Annotated in this window: 8 protein-coding genes; 6 read left to right on the forward strand and 2 right to left on the reverse strand. The window is 71.0% G+C overall.

What is annotated here, in order from left to right; all coding sequences use genetic code 11:
- Positions 1–15: 15 nt before the first annotated feature.
- The 6 genes from ACFYV1_RS00005 to ACFYV1_RS00030 are packed head-to-tail and all read left to right on the forward strand — an operon-like array spanning position 16 to position 12,783.
- Positions 16–5,115 (forward strand): amino acid adenylation domain-containing protein, encoded by a 5,100-nt coding sequence (locus tag ACFYV1_RS00005; RefSeq protein WP_389393027.1) that lies wholly within the window; start codon positions 16–18, stop codon positions 5,113–5,115.
- Complete coding sequence (locus tag ACFYV1_RS00010; RefSeq protein WP_389393028.1) at positions 5,115–9,062, forward strand: amino acid adenylation domain-containing protein; 3,948 nt, start codon at positions 5,115–5,117, stop codon at positions 9,060–9,062. Before ACFYV1_RS00005 ends, ACFYV1_RS00010 begins: the two co-directional genes overlap by 1 nt.
- A gap of 58 nt (positions 9,063–9,120) precedes the next feature.
- Positions 9,121–10,386, forward strand: coding sequence for a cytochrome P450 (locus tag ACFYV1_RS00015; RefSeq protein WP_389393029.1), 1,266 nt, complete (start codon positions 9,121–9,123; stop codon positions 10,384–10,386).
- A gap of 54 nt (positions 10,387–10,440) precedes the next feature.
- Entirely contained in the window at positions 10,441–10,986 is a 546-nt protein-coding gene (locus tag ACFYV1_RS00020) for a DUF3995 domain-containing protein (RefSeq protein WP_389393030.1), read from the forward strand.
- A 49-nt stretch (positions 10,987–11,035) separates the two neighbouring features.
- Positions 11,036–11,998 carry an ATP-binding cassette domain-containing protein gene (locus ACFYV1_RS00025; RefSeq protein ID WP_389393031.1) on the forward strand — a complete coding sequence of 321 codons (963 nt, stop codon included), beginning with the start codon at positions 11,036–11,038 and terminating at the stop codon, positions 11,996–11,998.
- Positions 11,995–12,783: an ABC transporter permease gene (locus ACFYV1_RS00030; protein WP_389393032.1), complete on the forward strand. Its 789-nt coding sequence runs from the start codon at positions 11,995–11,997 to the stop codon at positions 12,781–12,783. The genes ACFYV1_RS00025 and ACFYV1_RS00030 overlap by 4 nt, the downstream gene beginning before the upstream one ends.
- A gap of 184 nt (positions 12,784–12,967) precedes the next feature.
- Here ACFYV1_RS00030 and ACFYV1_RS00035 read toward each other — a convergent pair whose 3' ends face one another.
- Both ACFYV1_RS00035 and ACFYV1_RS00040 read right to left on the reverse strand, forming a co-directional pair.
- Positions 12,968–14,989 carry an AarF/UbiB family protein gene (locus tag ACFYV1_RS00035; protein WP_389393033.1) on the reverse strand — a complete coding sequence of 674 codons (2,022 nt, stop codon included), beginning with the start codon at positions 14,987–14,989 and terminating at the stop codon, positions 12,968–12,970.
- Positions 14,990–15,118: 129 nt separating this feature from the next.
- On the reverse strand, positions 15,119–17,287 hold the full coding sequence (locus ACFYV1_RS00040) for an MMPL family transporter (RefSeq protein ID WP_389393034.1): 2,169 nt from the start codon (positions 17,285–17,287) through the stop codon (positions 15,119–15,121).
- Between the last annotated feature and the right edge of the window lie 177 nt (positions 17,288–17,464).

Consider the following 17,464-nt stretch of genomic DNA (forward strand, 5'->3'; position numbering starts at 1 on the left):
GTGGTGCTGGACCGGTTGCCGTTGACGGTGAACGGCAAGCTCGACCGCCGTGCCCTGCCCGTACCGGAGTACGGGGCGTCGGGCACGGGCCGGGCACCGGGCAGTCCGCAGGAGCAGATCCTGTGCGACCTGTTCACCCAGGTCCTGGGCACCCCCGTGACCGCCGTCGACGACAGCTTCTTCGACCTCGGCGGGCACTCGCTCCTCGCGACCCGGCTGGTGAGCCTCGTCCGCACCGCCTTCGACGTCGAACTGCCCGTACGCGCGCTCTTCGAGTCCCCGACGGTCGCCGCGCTCGCCGGAGTGATCGACACCGCTGCCGGAGCCCGTGCCGCGCTGACACCGGTCGAGCGGCCCGAGGTCGTCCCGCTGTCCTTCGCGCAGCGCCGGCTGTGGTTCCTGAACCGCTTCGAAGGCGCCAACGCCACCTACAACATTCCGCTGGCCCTCCGGCTCGACGGCGACCTCGACCGGGCGGCGCTCGCCGCCGCCCTGGGTGACGTGACCGGCCGGCACGAGGCGCTGCGGACCCTGTTCCCGGAGACCGACGGCACGGCACGGCAGCAGGTCCTCGCCCCCGAGGCGGCCGCCCCCGCGCTGCCCGTGGTGGCCGTCACCGAGGCGGAACTCGCCGGGGCGCTCTCCGCCGCGGCGGGCTACGCCTTCGACCTGGCGGCCGAACTCCCGCTGCGGGTCACCCTGTTCGAGGTCGCGGCGGACCGCCACGTACTGCTCTTCGTGGTGCACCACATCGCGGCCGACGGCTGGTCCCTCGCCCCGCTGGCGCGCGACCTGTCCGAGGCGTACACCGCACGCCGCACCGGTCACGCGCCGCACTGGGAGCCGCTGCCGGTGCAGTACGCCGACTACACCCTCTGGCAGCGGGCGGTGCTCGGTGACGAGGAGGACCAGGGCAGCCCCATCTCCCGGCAGTTGCAGTACTGGCAGGACACGCTGGCCGGACTGCCGGAGGAGCTCCCGCTGCCGTTCGACCGGCAGCGTCCCCAGCGGGCGAGCAACCGCGGCGACGTCGTCCCCTTCGAGGTGGACGCCGCTCTGCACCGGCGGCTCGCCGAGCTGGCCCGCGAGAACCGCACCAGCATGTTCATGGTCATGCAGGCGGCCACCGCGGCACTGCTGCGGAAGCTGGGCGCCGGGACGGACATCCCGATCGGCACCCCCGTGGCCGGACGCACCGACGCCGCCCTCGACGACCTGGTCGGGTTCTTCGTCAACACGCTCGTCCTGCGCACGGACACCTCCGGGTCCCCGACCCTCACGGAACTGCTGGCCAGGGTCCGGGAGACGGACCTGGCGGCGTACGCCCACCAGGACGTGCCGTTCGAGCGGCTCGTGGAGGTCCTCAACCCGGAGCGCTCCGCGGCCCGTCACCCGCTGTTCCAGGTCAACCTGACCTTCCACAACACGGCCTCGGTGGAGCCGGGGCTCGCTCTGCCGGGCGTCACCTTCGGCTCCCAGCAGATCGAGCACACGGTCGCCAAGTACGACCTGTCGCTCAGCCTCACCGAACGCCACACGCCCGACGGCACGGCGGACGGCATCGGCGGCGGCATCGAGTTCGCCACCGAGCTCTTCGACCGGAGCACCGTCGAAGTGCTCGCCGGCCGGCTCGCCCGCCTGCTGGAGCAGTGGGCACAGAAGCCCGGTCTCACCCTCGACGAGATCGACGTCCTGGAGACCGCCGAGTGGGACAGGGCCCTCGCGGCCCCCGATCTCCTTCCGGATTCGTCCGCGACGCTGGTGAGCGTCTTCGAGGAACGTGTCACGAGCAACCCCGACGCGGTGGCGTTGTCGTTCGGTGATGTGTCGTTGTCGTACGGGGAGTTGAACGCGCGGGCGAATCGTCTGGCGCGGGTGCTGGTGTCGCGGGGGGTGGGTCCTGAGCAGTTCGTGGGGCTGGCGCTGCCGCGTGGGGTGGAGCTGATCGTCGGGTTGCTGGCGGTTGTCAAGTCGGGTGCGGCGTATGTGCCGATGGACCCGGACTATCCGGCGGACCGGCTGGCCTACATGGTCGCCGACGCGTCGCCGGTGCTGGTGGTGACGTCGGGCTCGGTGGACCTCTCCGCGGTGGAGACCGCGGGCGTGCCGTGGCTGGTTCTTGACGACCCGGCGGTGTCCGCCGAGTTGGCTGCTGCCGACGGTGGTGACCTGGGTGTGGGGATCGAGCCGGCGCATCCGGCGTATGTGATCTACACGTCGGGTTCGACGGGGCGGCCCAAGGGTGTGGTGGTGCCGCATTCGAATGTGGTGCGGCTGTTCTCGTCGACGGAGCACTGGTTCGGGTTCGGCGGATTCGGCGGGGACGACGTGTGGACGATGTTCCACAGTTACGCGTTCGATTTCTCGGTGTGGGAGATCTGGGGTCCGCTGCTGCACGGTGGGCGTCTGGTGGTGGTGCCGTTCGAGGTGTCGCGTTCTCCGGAGGAGTTCCGTCGGCTGCTGGTGCGTGAGCGGGTGACGGTGCTGAACCAGACTCCGTCGGCGTTCTACCAGTTGATGCAGGTGGATCGGGAGGCTTCGGACTCGGCGGGCGAACTTGCTCTGCGGTATGTGGTGTTCGGTGGTGAGGCGCTGGATCTGTGGCGTCTGGAGGAGTGGTACGAGCGGCACGCCGACGACGCTCCGGTGCTGGTCAACATGTACGGCATCACCGAGACCACCGTCCACGTGACGTACGCGGCGCTCGACCGTCCCACCGCCGCCGCGGCGGCCGGAAGCACCATCGGACATGCGATACCCGACCTCCGGGTCCGGGTCCTCGACGAGCGGCTGAAGCCTGTCCCCACGGGGGCTGTGGGCGAGATGTACGTCGCCGGTGCCGGTCTGGCCCGTGGCTACCTGGGCCGGCCGGATCTGAGCGCGGACCGGTTCGTCGCCGACCCGTACGGCGCTCCCGGCGCCCGGATGTACCGCTCCGGTGACCTGGCCCGCTGGAACGGCGACGGCGAACTCGAGTACCTGGGTCGCGCCGACCAGCAGGTCAAGATCCGCGGTTTCCGCATCGAACTCGGCGAGATCGAGGCCGCCCTCCAATCCCACGCGGACGTCGCTCAGGTGGCCGCGGTGGTTCGTGAGGACCGGCCGGGCGACAAGAAGCTCGTCGGCTACGTCGTCCCCGTACGCGACGGCGCCGCCCCGGACACAGCGGCACTGCGCGAGCACGTCGCCGCCGTTCTCCCGTCGTACATGGTCCCCTCGGCGTTCGTCGCACTGGACGCCCTGCCGCTGACCGCCAACGGCAAGCTCGACCGCAAGGCGCTGCCCGCCCCGGAGGTCACCGTGACCGCCGGCCGGGCGCCGCGCACCGCGATCGAGGAACTGCTCTGCGCGCTCTTCGCCGAAGTGCTCGGCGTGCCCGAGGTCGGGGCCGACGACGGCTTCTTCGACCTCGGCGGCGACAGCATCGTCTCCATCCAGCTCGTCTCCCGTGCCCGTAAGGCAGGGCTCCTCCTCACCCCGCGCGACGTGTTCGAGCACAAGACGGTGGAGGCCCTCGCGGCCGTCGCCGGAACCGTCGCGGAAGCGGTGCGGGAGAGCGAGGACGCGGGCATCGGAGACGTCCCGGCCACGCCGATCATCCGCTGGCTCGCCGAACGCGGCGGCCCGGTCGACCGGTTCAACCAGTCGATGCTGCTGCAGGTCCCGGCCGGCGCCGACGAGGCGCGGATGCACCGCACCCTGCAGGCCGTGCTCGACCGGCACGACGTGCTGCGGATGCGGCTCGAGCGAGGCCCGGAGGGCTGGTCGCTGACCGTCCCGGAGCGGGGCCGTGTCCCCGCCGCGTCCGTGGTCACCAGGGTGCCGCTGACCGCCACGGACCCCGAGTCGGTCGCCGGCGCCCTCGGCGAGCACGCCGAGGCGGCGTGGGACCGGCTGGCGCCGGAGGACGGCACGATGGTGCAGGCCGTCTGGTTCGACGCCGGCCCCGGCAGCCCCGGAAGGCTGCTGCTCGTCGCCCACCACCTGGTCGTCGACGGAGTGTCCTGGCGGATCCTCGTACCCGACCTGGCAGAGGCATGGGAGGCGGCCGCCGACGGCGGCATTCCCGAACTGGAGCCCGTCGCCACCTCCTTCCGGACCTGGGCGCACCGGCTGACGGCCGAGGCGGGCCGACCCGAGCGGATCGAGGAGCTGGCCCTGTGGACCGGCGTCCTCGGCCGGCCGGAACCCCCGCTCGGCACCCGGGCCCTGGACCCGGCGCGCGACACGCAGGCCGGCGCCCGCACGCTCACCCTGGCCCTCGGGCCGGAGCACACGGCGCCGCTGCTCACCACGGTCGCCGCCGCGTTCCACGCCAACGCCAACGACGTGCTGCTGACCGGTTTCGCCCTCGCGGCGGCCGAGTGGCAGCGCGGCCGCGGCCGGAACTCGGACAGCGTGCTGATCGACCTGGAGGGCCACGGCCGCGAGGACATCGTCGAGGGCGCGGATCTCTCCCGCACCGTCGGATGGTTCACCAGCCTGTATCCCGTGCGGCTGGAAGCCGGCCGGCAGGACTGGCGGAACATCTCCGGTGCCCGGCTCGGTGACGTCCTCAAGCAGGTCAAGGAGAGCCTGCGGGCGGTGCCCGACAACGGCATCGGCTACGGCCTGCTGCGCTACCTCAACCCGCGGACCGAGTCCGTGCTCGCCGCCCACGGTCGACCCGAGATCGGTTTCAACTACCTGGGCCGGATGGGTGGTTCGGCGGCGACCGGACAGGCGGCGGGACAGGCCACCGGTCAGGCTGCGGGACAGGCGACCGGTCAGACTGCGGGACCCCAGGACTGGGGACCGGCACCCGAGTCCGGCGGTCTGGGCGGCGGAGCCGACGACGCGATGCCGCTGGCGCATCCGCTGGAGGTCAACTCCTTCACCCAGGACGGCCCCGACGGACCCCGGCTCGTCGCCACCTGGACCTGGGCCGACGGCCTGCTGCCCGAGGACGACGTCCGCGCCCTGGGCGAGGGCTGGTTCCGGATGCTGCGAGCCCTCGCCGAACATGCCGGCAGTCCGGCAGCCGGTGGCTACACCCCGTCCGACCTGCCGCTGGTCTCGCTGAACCAGCACGAGATCGACGGCCTCGAGGACCTTGACGACGAGTGGGAGATGTGATGACGAACAAGCCGGGGCTCGAAGACGTCCTGCCGCTTTCACCGCTGCAGGAGGGCCTGCTGTTCCACGCCCTGCTCGACGAGCAGGGGCTGGACGTCTACACCGTCCAGCTGGTCCTGGAGCTGGCCGGCCGGGTCGACGGGGACGTGCTGCGCACCGCCGTCGAGAAGCTCGTCGCACGGCACACCGCCCTGCGGGCCGGGTTCCGGCACGAAGGGCTGGAACGGCCGGTGCAGATCGTCCGGCGCAAGGTGCCGGTGCCGTACCGCGAGGTGGACCTGACCGGTCTGGCCCAGGCCGAACAGGCCGCCGAGCTGGACCGGGTGGTGGCGGAGGACCGCACCCGCAGGTTCGACCTGGCCAGGCCGCCGCTCGTCCGCTTCACCCTGGTGCGGCTGGGCGAGCGCGAGCACCGGCTGCTGGTGAGCAACCACCACATCCTGCTGGACGGCTGGTCGACGCCGCTGATGGTGGGCGAACTGCTCACGCTCTACAAGGAGAAGGGCGACGACTCCGGGCTGCCGCGGGTCACCCCGTACCGCGACTACCTGGCCTGGGTCGCGGCCCAGGACAGGTCCGAGGGCGAGCGGGCCTGGCAGGACGTGCTGGCCGGCGCCACCGAGCCGACCCTCCTCGCGCCCGAGGACCCGAACCGCAGGCCGATCCGCCCCCGTCACCACAGCATCGACCTGCCGGAGGACTTCACCGAGGCGCTGATGGCTCAGGCGCGCCGGCACGGGCTGACGGTGAACACCCTGCTCCAGGGCGCCTGGGGCATCCTCCTCGGCCGACTCACCGGCCGCGACGACGTCGTCTTCGGCGGCACGGTCTCCGGCCGCCCGCCGGAGCTGCCCGGTGTCGAGCACATGATCGGCCTGTTCATCAACACCCTGCCGGTCCGGGTGACCCTGGACCCGGCCGAGTCGCTGATCGGGCTGCTCGCCCGGCACCAGAAGCAGCAGGCCGGGCTGATGAACCACCAGCACATCAGCCTTTCCGACGTGCAGCAGCTGGGCGGCTGGAAGGACGGCATCGGCGAGCTGTTCGACACACTCACCGTGACCGAGAACTACCCCGTCGACCCGACCGCGCTGGCCGCGGAGGAGAAGCCCGACCCGGACACCATGCGGGTGACCGGGCTGCAGGGCCAGGACGCCAACCACTACCCGTTCAGTCTCGCCGCCGTCCCCGGCCCCCGGCTGCACCTGCGGCTCAGCTACCGCCCCGACCTGTTCGAGGCGGAGACGATCGCCGCGCTCGGGACGCGGCTCGAGCAGCTGTTCCGGCTGGTCGTCGAGGCACCGGAGACCCCCGTCGGACGGCTGGACGTCCTGACCGAACGGGAGCGCGCGGACATCCGCGGCTGGTCGGCCGGCCGCACCGCCCCGACGGCCCGTACCTTCGGCGAGCTGTACGAGGCGCAGACAGCCCGCACCCCCGCGGCCACGGCGGTCGCGGCCGAGCACGGCGAGCTGTCCTACGAGGAGCTGAACGCCCGCGCCAACCGGCTGGCCCGTGAGCTGGTGGCCCGGGGAGCCGGCCCTGAGCGGGTCGTTGCGCTGCTGCTGCCCAAGTCGGTGGAGATCGTCGTCGCCCGCCTCGCGGTGCTGAAGGCGGGCGGCGCGTACCTCCCGGTCGACCCCTCCTACCCCGCCGACCGGATCGCCTACATGCTCCAGGACGCGGCGCCCGCGCTCGTCGTCACCCAGGCGGGTACGGCCGTCCCGGAGTCAGGCGCCCCGGTCCTGGTGCTCGACGACCCGGCGGTCGCCGCGGCGGTCGCCGACCGTCCGGCCGCCGACCTCACCGACGCGGACCGTGCCGCACCGCTCGACGTGCGCCATCCCGCGTACGTCATCTACACCTCCGGTTCGACGGGCCGTCCCAAGGGCGTCGTCGTCCCGCACACGGGGCTCGCGGCGTTCGCCGAGGCATGTGTCGAACGGTTCGGCGTCGACGGCGACAGCCGCGTGCTGCAGTTCTCCTCCCCGAGCTTCGACGCCTCCGTGCTGGAACTGTGCATGAGCCTCACCTCCGGGGCCGCTCTCGTGGTGCCGCCCGCCGGGCCGCTCGCGGACGAGGCGCTCGCCGAGGCACTGGCCGAGTGGAAGGTGTCGCACGCGCTCATACCTCCGGCGGCCCTCGCCACCGTGCCGGACACCGAACTGGCCGGTTTCCGCTCCCTGGTGGTCGGCGGGGACGCCACCGGTCCGGATCTGGTGGCCCGCTGGTCGCGCGGCAGGCGGATGGTCAACGCCTACGGCCCCACGGAGGCCACGGTGGCCGCGACGTTCAGCGACCCCCTGACCGCGGGGCCGGACGCGCCCCCGATCGGCCGTCCGCTGCCCGGCACCCGGCTGTACGTCCTCGGCACCACTCTGCGGCCGGTCCCGCCTCAGGTGCCCGGCGAGCTGTACGTCGCGGGACCCGGCCTGGCCCGCGGCTACCTGGGCCGTCCCGGGCTCAGCGCCGAGCGGTTCGTGGCCGACCCCTACGGCGGACCGGGGGAGCGCATGTACCGCACCGGAGACCTGGTGCGGTGGGCCGCCGACGGGCAGCTGGAGTACCTGGGCAGGGCCGACGACCAGATCAAACTGCGGGGCTTCCGCATCGAACTGGGCGAGATCGAGGCCGTACTGGCCGCCCGCGCGGGCGTCGGCCAGGCGGTCGCCGTGGTCCGCGACGCTCCGGACGGCACCCCCCGGCTGCTCGGCTACGCCGTCCCCGCCGGGCCCGGCCGCCCCGACCCGGCGGCGCTGCGCGCCGAGTTGGCCGAGCTGCTGCCCGACTACATGGTGCCCGCCGCGATCGTCGTCCTCGACGAGCTCCCGCTCACCCCGAACGGCAAGCTCGACCGCAAGAACCTGCCAGATCCTGAGGTCGCCGGCGCCATCGGCAGCGGCGCGCCGCGCACCGTGCAGGAGGAGGTCCTGTGCGGGCTGTTCGCCGAGGTGCTCTCCCTGCCGCGGGCCGGGATCGACGACAACTTCTTCGACCTGGGCGGCCATTCGCTGCTCGCGACCCGGCTGATCAGCAAGGTCAGGGCCGCCTTCGGCGTGCGCATGTCCGTCCGCGCCCTGCTGGAGAACCCCACGGTCGCGGGTCTCGCCGCCGAACTGGCGGCCGGCGAGGAGGAGCACGACCCGTTCGACGTGCTGCTTCCGCTGCGTACCCACGGCAGCAGGCCGCCGCTGTTCTGCCTGCACCCCGGGGCCGGCATCAGCTGGGGCTACTCCGGCCTGATGCGCCACATCGGGCCCGACCGCCCGCTGTACGGGCTCCAGGCGCGCGGTCTCGCACACGACGAACCGCTGCCCGCGTCCATCGAGGAGATGGCCGACGACTATCTTGCGCAGATCCGCGCCGTACAGCCCGAAGGGCCGTACCACCTGGCCGGCTGGTCGCTCGGCGGCATCCTCGGGCACATGATCGGCACCAGGCTGGAGGCGGCGGGCGAGCAGGTCGCGCTGCTCGCGATCCTCGACACCGACCCCCACATCCGCTCCGAGGAGCACGCCGACCTCAGCTACGACGCCCAGGACGTGCTCACCACCCTGCTGGACCTCGCCGGACACGACCACTCCCGGTGGCCCAGGCCGCTGGTTTACGAGGACGTCATGGAGGTGCTGCGCGGCGGTGACAGCGCGCTGGCCGGACTGGAGGAGCGTCAGGTCGAGGCGCTGGCAAGGGTTGGCACCAACATGTCACAGCGCATCATCCACCCGTACTCACCGGGCAAGCTGGGTGTACTGCGGGCCGATGTCCTCGTGACCGTGGCAGGCCGCGACCACGAGGACCCCGGGGCGATGGTGGACGCGTGGCGTCCCTACGTGGCGGGCCGGCTCGACTCGCAGGTGATCGACTGCGGTCACAACGAGCTCACCCGGCCGGGTCCGATCGCGGAGGTCGGACGGGCGCTGGCCGCCCGGTTCCGCGAGCTCAGGTAACTCCTCCGTACCGCAGCCTCCTGTTGCCGCAACCCCGTACGACGCTGGAGAGAACGCAGTGACCACAGGAACGCAGACCCCCGTACGCGACGTCGGGGACACGGCGCTGGACGCTTTCGACCTCACGGATCCCCGCACGTACCAGCAGACCGACATCCACGCCATGTGGCGGCGGTTCCGTGCCGAACGGCCGGTCCACCGCCACCCGGAGACCGACGCGGGCCCCGCCTTCTGGGTGCTGTCGCGGTACGCGGACGTCATGGCGGTCTACAAGGACGACGACCGCTTCCACTCCGAGCGGGGCAACGTGCTGGCCACGCTGCTCCACGGAAGCGACTCGGCGTCGGGCAAGATGCTCGCCGTCACCGACGGTCCCCGCCACACGGCGATCCGCAAACTGCTGCTGAAGTCCTTCTCGCCGCGCGCCCTTTCGCACATCTCCGAGCAGGTCGTGCGGCGCACCCGCCGGCTGCTCGCGGAGGCGGTGGAGCGCGGCGAGGCGGACTTCGCCAAGGACGTCGCAGAACACATCCCGATCAGCACCATCTGCGATCTGCTGGGTGTGCCGGAGTCGGACCGGGCGTTCCTGCTGAGCCTGAACAAGCAGGCCCTCAGCTCCGACAGCGCCGAGCACACCGCCCAGGACGCGTGGCTCGCCCGCAACGAGATCCTGATCTACTTCTCCGAGCTGGCCGCTGCCCGCCGCGCGGACCCCGTCGACGACGTGATCAGCGTGCTGGCCACCGGAGAAGTCGATGGAGAGCCGCTGAGCGAGGACGAGATCGTCCTCAACTGCTACAGCCTCATCCTGGGCGGCGACGAGACCAGCCGCCTCTCGATGATCGGCAGCGTCGTGGCGCTGATGGAGCACCCGGACCAGTGGAAGCGGCTCAAGGAGCGCGAGGTCACCGTCGAGAGCGCCGTGGAGGAGGTGCTGCGCTGGACCAGTCCGGCCATGCACTTCGGCCGCCGGGCGCTGACCGACGTGAAGATCGGGGACGCGACTGTCGCTGAGGGCGACATCGTCACCCTCTGGAACACCTCGGCCAACCGCGACGAGGCGGTCTTCGAGAATCCCGAACTCTTCGACCTGGGACGCACTCCGAACAAGCACACCTCTTTCGGATACGGTCCGCATTTCTGCCTCGGCGCCTATCTGGGCCGGGTGGAGATCAACGCGATGCTGGACGCCCTGCGCACGGTCGTCGTCGGCGTCGAGCCGGCCGGTCCGGTGCAGCCCGTCTTCTCCAACTTCCTGAACGGACTGGGAAGTCTCCCGGTCAGATTCGAGATCGACCGCCAAGGCATGGACCAATGGCGCTGACAATCGCCCCCCGTGCCCACCGCGCACCGATCCCGGAAAACAGGAGGAACGCAGGTGTCAGAGACTCGGCAGGTCGTCCAGTTGTCCGCCAAGAGAGGCGGGACATCCGCCGGGGACCCGGCCTCGGTGTCCAGGGGCGAGCGGGTGGCCGGCTGGTGCGCGGCGGCCGGTGCCCTCGCCTACGGTCTCCCGCACGCCTGGTGGGGCCTCGGATTCATGTACGGATACCCGGGCTCGCCGGACACGATTCCGGACGTCGCCTGGCAACGGGCCGTCGGATTCTGGGGCATGGGGCTGGTGTCGCTCGGCGCGGCGGTCTTCGCGCTGGCGCTCTTCCAGCCGTGGGGCCGCAGATTCCCCCGCTGGCTGCTGCTTCTGCCGGCCTGGCCGGCCGGCGCGGGACTGGCCCTGTGGGGCCTCGGATATGTCTATCTGCGGTTCTTCATCGCCACCGGAAGGGTCGAGCCCAGCGAGGAAGTCGCGAAGGCCACCAGCAACTGGAACTACTACTGGTATCCGGTCTTTCTGATCTGGGGGGTATCGCTCGTCATTTCGGCGTTCAACCTCCAACGTCGGCCGCAGAAGCCCGGCAAGAACTGACACAGCTCTTTCCGATCACCGGGAATTCCCGGAGCATGGGGTGGGACAGGTGACGAACGCCATCGAGGCCGAAGGCCTCTGCAAGAGTTACAAGACGCACCAGGCGCTGAGCGGCGTCGACCTGGCGGTGCCGGAGGGCACCGTGCTCGGTCTGCTCGGTCCCAACGGCGCGGGCAAGACGACCACCGTCCGCATCCTCAGCACGCTGCTCACGCCCGACGCGGGCAGCGCGCGGGTCGCCGGGTACGACGCGGTCAGGAAGCCGAAGGAGGTGCGCCGCCGGATCGGCCTCACCGGCCAGTACGCGGCCCTCGACGACCGTCTCACCGGCCGGGAGAACCTGCGCCTCATCGGCACACTGCTGCACCTGGGCCGCGGCAAGGCACGCGCCAAGACCGACGAACTGCTGGAACGCTTCGACCTGTCGGACGCCGCGGACCGCGTCGTACGCACCTACTCCGGCGGCATGCGGCGACGCCTGGACCTCGCCGCCAGCCTCATGGTCGACCCGCCCGTGCTCTTCCTCGACGAGCCCACCACCGGTCTCGACCCCAACAGCCGCGTGATGCTCTGGGGAATGATCAGGGAGCAGGTCAACCGGGGCGTCACCGTGCTGCTGACCACCCAGTACCTGGAAGAGGCCGACATGCTGGCCGACCGGATCATGGTCATCGACTCAGGGAAGGTCATCGCGGAGGGCACCGCCGACGAACTCAAGCAGAAGGTGGGCGGCGAACGTCTGGAGGTGGCCCCCGCCGACGCGGCGAACACCGATCTGGTGCTCTCCGCCCTCGCCGGCCACAGCGTGGCGGGCCCGCCCGTGCTGGGGGACAACGGACGTACCGTCTCCGTCCCGCTGACCGGCGGCATGGGCGACGTCACCGCCGCGGCCGGTGCCGTGGAGGCGCTCGGCATCGAGATCGCGGAGTTCGCCGTACGGCGGCCTTCGCTCGACGACGTCTTCATGACGCTGACGGGCCAGACGGCCGGCAAGGAGAAGCAGACCGCATGATCGAGGCACTCAGCGACACCAAGGCACTGGTGGGCCGGCACTTCCGGCACATCGTGCGCATACCCGAGCAGCTTCTCAGCGTCACCCTGATGCCGATCGCCTTCGTGGTCATCTTCGGCATGCTCTTCGGCAGCGCCATGGAGGTGAAGGGCAGCAGCTACGAGGAGTACATCATGGCCGGCATCTTCATCCAGGTGATGATGTCGAACGTCTCCACCACGGCCCTCGGCGTGGTCGGCGACCTCAGCAACGGCCTGGTGGACCGGTTCCGTTCACTGCCCATCTCGCGCTCCGCCGTGCTCATCGGGCGCACCACCGCCGACATGGCACTCGCCGCCTGGTCCTGCGCCCTGATGGCCGGTGTCGGCTACCTCATCGGCTGGCGGATCCACAACGGCATCCTGTCCGCGCTCGGCGGTTTCGCCCTGCTGCTCCTGCTCGGCTTCACGATGTCCTGGCTGGGGGCCCTCCTCGGGCTCGCGCTGCGCAGCCCGGAGGCCGTCAACGCGCTCGCGTTCATGGCGATGATGCCGATGATGTTCCTCTCCAACGCGTTCGTGCCGCTGGACGGTCTGCCCGCCTGGCTGCGCACGATCGCCGAGTGGAACCCGATCAGCTCGGTCGTCACCGCCTGCCGGGAGCTGTTCGGCAACCCCACGGTGGGCACCGGCACCGGCATCACGTCCGAGCACCCCGTGGTGATGTCCCTGGTGCTCATCGGCGCGGTGCTGGCGATCGTCGTCCCGATGTCCGGCCGGGTCTACCGCACGGCGGTCGCCCGCTGACCGCGTACGGCACAGCAGCAGGGTCCGGCCGGAACAACGGCCGGGCCCTGCTGCCTTCTTCCCGCGCCTGGGGTACCGGGCACGCCTCGGGGTACGAAGGGGATCACCGGGTACCTCGCGTCACCGACTGCGGCACGGGCCCTGGCCACGCCTCGGGTCACCGTGCCGTGCCGTGCCGGGACGGTCAGCGCTCCGGCCGGGTGACGGTGAACAGCACGCGCAGCACCAGCACCGAGCTGACGAGCAGCATGTTGTAGCCGAGGAACTCGTAGAGCCGCATCGCGCCCGGCAGACGGGGGCCCCCGTCGGCCTGGAGCAGCATCACGCCGAGCACTCCGGTGATGCCGCCCAGGAACGTCAGCAGGATGTCCCTGACGACACCGCGGACGAAGCGGCGGTCCCGCTCGTCCGCCAGCAGCCGCACGTTGACGCTGAGACGGCCGTGTTCCAGCGCGTTGGTGATCCGGTCCAGCCGGCGCGGCAGCCGGCGCAGCATCGGAAGCACGGCGAACACCTCACCCGCCAGGGAACGGCCGAGGCGGGGAGCGGAGAGCCGGCGGGTGACCTCGTCCGCGGCGAACGAACGCGCCTCCGTGATGATGTCGAAGCCGGGCACCAGCCGTTCGAGCGAACCCTCGAGGGTGGCCAGGGCGCGGAAGGCCGCGGCGATCTCCGGCGGCACGGTCAGCCCGTACCTCGCCACCAGCAGGAAGAGGTCGGCGAACATCTCCCGGTCCGGACGGATCCCCGGAGTGAGGTGGCGGGCCATGAACCGGCCCAGCGCCCGCTTGAGGCGCTCCTCGTCGATCTCCTCGGGCCGGTCCGTCAGTTCGAGCAGCGCGTCGGACAGGGCCACCGGGTCGCTGCGGTCGATGGCCAGCAGCAGATTGCGCAGCCCTGCGCGGAGCACCTGGTCGATGCGGCCCACCGAACCGAAGTCGATCAGGCCGATCCTGCCGTCGTCGAGGACCAGGATGTTGCCGGGGTGAGGGTCGGCGTGGAAGACACCGCCGGACATGATCTGCTCGAGCACGCAGTTCAGCAGGGACCGGGCGAGCGCCACGCGGTCCAGGCCCCGTTCCTCGATGACCGGGTCGGCGCGGTTCAGGGTGACGCCGTCGAGACGTTCGACCACCAGTACCCGGGCGCTGCTCAGCTCCTGATGGACCATGGGCAGCTTGACCTCCGCCGCGGCGCCCTCGCCGCCCGGTCCGTGGCGGCCGGCCGCTGTGTCGTCCTCGCCCGCGGCGCCGCCGGAACCACGGGCGGCGGCGATCGTCGTGGCGACCACCAGCGTGTTGCGGGCCTCGGTGCGGAAGTCCAGCTCCTCCTCGAGCGAGGTGGCGAAGCCGTGCACCAGCTTGACGGCCCCCATGGCCCTGCCCCACTCGGTGTGCTGCTCCAGTTTGGCTCCGAGCCGGAAGAGGATGTCCAGATCGCGCTCGACGACCTGGCGGGCGCCGGGACGCTGCACCTTGACGACGACATGCCGGCCGCTGCGCAGCCGTGCCCGGTGCACCTGGGCCATGGAGCCGGCGGCCAACGGGACCGGGTCGAACTCCGCGAACACTTCGTGCGGCGGGGCACCCAGCTCGTTCATGAGGACCTGCCGCACCTGGTACCACGGTTCGGCGGTCACCTCGTGCTGCAGTGAGCTCAGTTCGTCGATGAACACGTCGGGGAGCAGGTCGTAACGGGTCGAGAGGACCTGCCCCAGTTTGACGAACGTCGCGCCGGCCTCCTCCAGCGCCCTCCGCAGCGAACGGGCCAGCACTGCCTGGTCCTTGGCCGCGGCGGTGCCGCGTCTGACCCGGCCGCCGAGGAACCTGCCGAGTCCGTGGCGTACGACGATCCTGCTCAGCTGCGTGTAGCGGCGGCCTCTGGCCAGCCGTCGCCGCAGCGAGGCGGGCGACTGGAGGATCGCGCGCAGTGAGCCGCTGGGCATCATGGCCTCGGAGAGTGCCAGGAAGATCATGGCGGCGAGCAGGGCGCTGCCCAACTGGACGCTCACCAGAGGCGTCTGTCCCGCCCGCGGCCCCATCGCGGCGCTGACCACGCCGGCGGTCAGCAGGCCGACGGCGCCGGTGAGGACGGCGCGCAGCTTCCCGACCCGCAGGCCGAGCAGTCTCCGGGCCACCCAGGCCATGACGACGAGTCCGAGCACGATCGTGCCCACCGCGGTCAGGACGATGACTACCGGTTTCACCTGGATGATCGTGTGCATCGGTTTCACACCCGCAACTCGGCCCGCGTGGACAGTTCACGACGCCCCGGTGCAGGGGGAACGCCGACCAGGAACAGGGGCCCCGCCGTCGGCGGGGCCCCTTCGGGTGGGCTACCTGCCGCCCACCGGTACGCTCTCGTTCTCGCGGTCCTCCGCGCTTTCGGAGGCCGGCTCCGCGTCCGCGGCCCGAGCCGCCGGACGGCCCGGCAGCCACGCCCGGTGCCCGAGCAGGGCGGTCACCGCGGGCACCAGCAGCACGGCCATCACGAAGGCGCTGAGCAGGATGCCGAACGAGACGGCGAAGCCCATCTGCTGGAGCATGGAGTTCTGCGCGAGCAGCAGCACACCGAAGGTGCCCGCCAGGATGATCCCGGCCGTGGCGACGGTCGGCATGGAGTGGGCGACGGCGAGGCGCGTCGCCTCCTTCGGCTCCCGGCCGCGGGCGGCCTCCTCGCGCAGCCGGGCGACCATCAGGATGTTGTAGTCGGTACCGATGGCCACGACGAAGAGATAGACCATCACGGGCAGCATGAAGAGCAGCCCGTGCTCGCCCCGCACGTTCTGGAAGAGCACCACCGTCGCTCCGAGCGTGGCACTGAAGCCGAGACCGACGGCCGCCATCAGGTACCAGGGTGCGACGGCGCTGCGCAGCAGCAGGCCCAGAATGATCATGATGGCGACGCCGGCCGCCGGGAACACCACCGCGTAGTCACGGTTGACGGCGTCCCTGATGTCGGCGAGGAGCGCGGTCGGACCGCCGACCAGGCCCCGGGTGCCCTCGGGGGCGGCCTTGTGGACGGCGTCCCGCAACGGTCCTTCGACCAGCGCGAGGGCCTTGTCCTCGGCCGGCTTGTGGTCGAGCACCACCGTGAACTGCGCCACGGAGCCGTCCGGGCTCACTCGGGGCGGGGAGACCTGGCCGACGCCGCTCACACCGCCGACCTGCTTGCTGAACTCGCTGAGCGCGGTCTGCGGGACGGGCTTGCCGTCCTTGTTCTCCACGTAGACGAGGGTGGGTTCCGTGGAACCCGCCGCGAAGCCGCGCGCCAGGTCCTCCTGGGCCTTCACCGACTCGAGGTGCTTGGGCAGTGAGCTGTTGGCGTCGTACTCGGCGGTGAAACCGAAGAGCCCCGCGGTCAGGGCCACCAGGATGCCGCCGGACACCGCGGCGACCAGACCGGGACGGGTGGAGACCAGCTTCGCCGTACGGTGCGACAGCGCGTTCTTCGGCTCCCGCTGCCACGCCTTCGACGGCCAGAACGCCTTGGTGCCGAGCAGCGCGAAGACCGCGGGCACCAGGGTGAGCGAAGCGAGCAGAGTGACACCGACCGAGATGGCCAGCGCCGGCCCCATCGTCCGCAGCATGCCCATCGAGGACAGCAGCAGGGCCAGGAAGGCGACGATGACGGCGCCGGCCGCGGAGGCGATGGTCTCGCCGACCCGTTCGACGGCCTGTGCCATGGCCTGCCGGGCCGCGACCCCGGTGCGCAGCTGCTCCCGGTAGCGGAAGAGCAGGAAGAGGATGTAGTCCGTGCCCACGCCGAACAGGACGACGATGAGGATCGAGGAGACCGAGGCGTCGGCCTTGAGCCCGCCGATCTTGCTCGCGACGGCGATCAGCCCGGTCGCGACAGCGAAGACCAGGGTGATGATCAGCACGGGCAGCAGCGCGATCAGAGGGCTGCGGAAGATGATGAGCAGCAGCACGATGATCAGGCCGAGCGTGGCCATCATGATCATGGCGTCGGTGTCACCCGCCGACTCCATGGAGTCCACCGCGGAAGCCGCCTGACCGGTCATCCCCATGCTCAGCGGGGTGTCGGCGAGTTGAGTCCTGGCCTCCTTCCGCATCTCCTTGACGGACTCGAAGATGCCTTCGGTGAAGACGTTCTTCGTCGATGCCGTGACGGAGGCCAGCATGATCCGGCCGTTGGGGGAGAGCATTTGAGGCGCCGTCCGGACGCCCTCGATCTCCTTGTATTTCTTGTCGGCGAGCGCCTTGGTCACCTTGGTGACGGTGGCCTGGTCCTCGGCCGAGAGCGCGCCGCCGTCCGTCCGTTTGAAGACGATGGTGGCCGCGGGCTGCTCCTCGCGCGGGAAGGCACGCTCCTCCACCTGCATGACCTGGACCGTCTCGTAATGCGACGGAAGGAATTCGGCCTGGTCGGTGGTGGACGGAAGTTTCGGCGCCAGCATCACCGTTGCCACTGTCGCGACGAACCAGGCGGCTATGGTGAGCCATGGGCGGCTGGTGACCAGCCGCCCAATCCCTCGGAACATGAAAGACTCCTTCAGCGGTCTCGTATGGGGGGAATCGCGGGAAGTCTAGGGAGCGTGCGGGCGCGTTCCCCTTTCCGTGACAGCTTGTTGACAGTGATCCCTCTTGACGAAGCGGCCTCGGTCGCACCTCGGGGTTCCGGCTGTCCACAAGCTGACAGCCGCCGTTGCCGGAAAGGG

Source organism: Streptomyces sp. NPDC003023 (assembly GCF_042888225.1).
In the GTDB taxonomy this organism is placed as follows: domain Bacteria; phylum Actinomycetota; class Actinomycetes; order Streptomycetales; family Streptomycetaceae; genus Streptomyces.

Excerpts from the sequence above, each read along its gene's own strand:
- ACFYV1_RS00010 (WP_389393028.1), top strand. The coding sequence starts at position 5,115 with ATGACGAACAAGCCGGGGCTCGAAGACGTCCTGCCGCTTTCACCGCTG.
- ACFYV1_RS00030 (WP_389393032.1), top strand. The coding sequence starts at position 11,995 with ATGATCGAGGCACTCAGCGACACCAAGGCACTGGTGGGCCGGCACTTC.
- ACFYV1_RS00040 (WP_389393034.1), bottom strand. The coding sequence starts at position 17,287 with ATGTTCCGAGGGATTGGGCGGCTGGTCACCAGCCGCCCATGGCTCACC.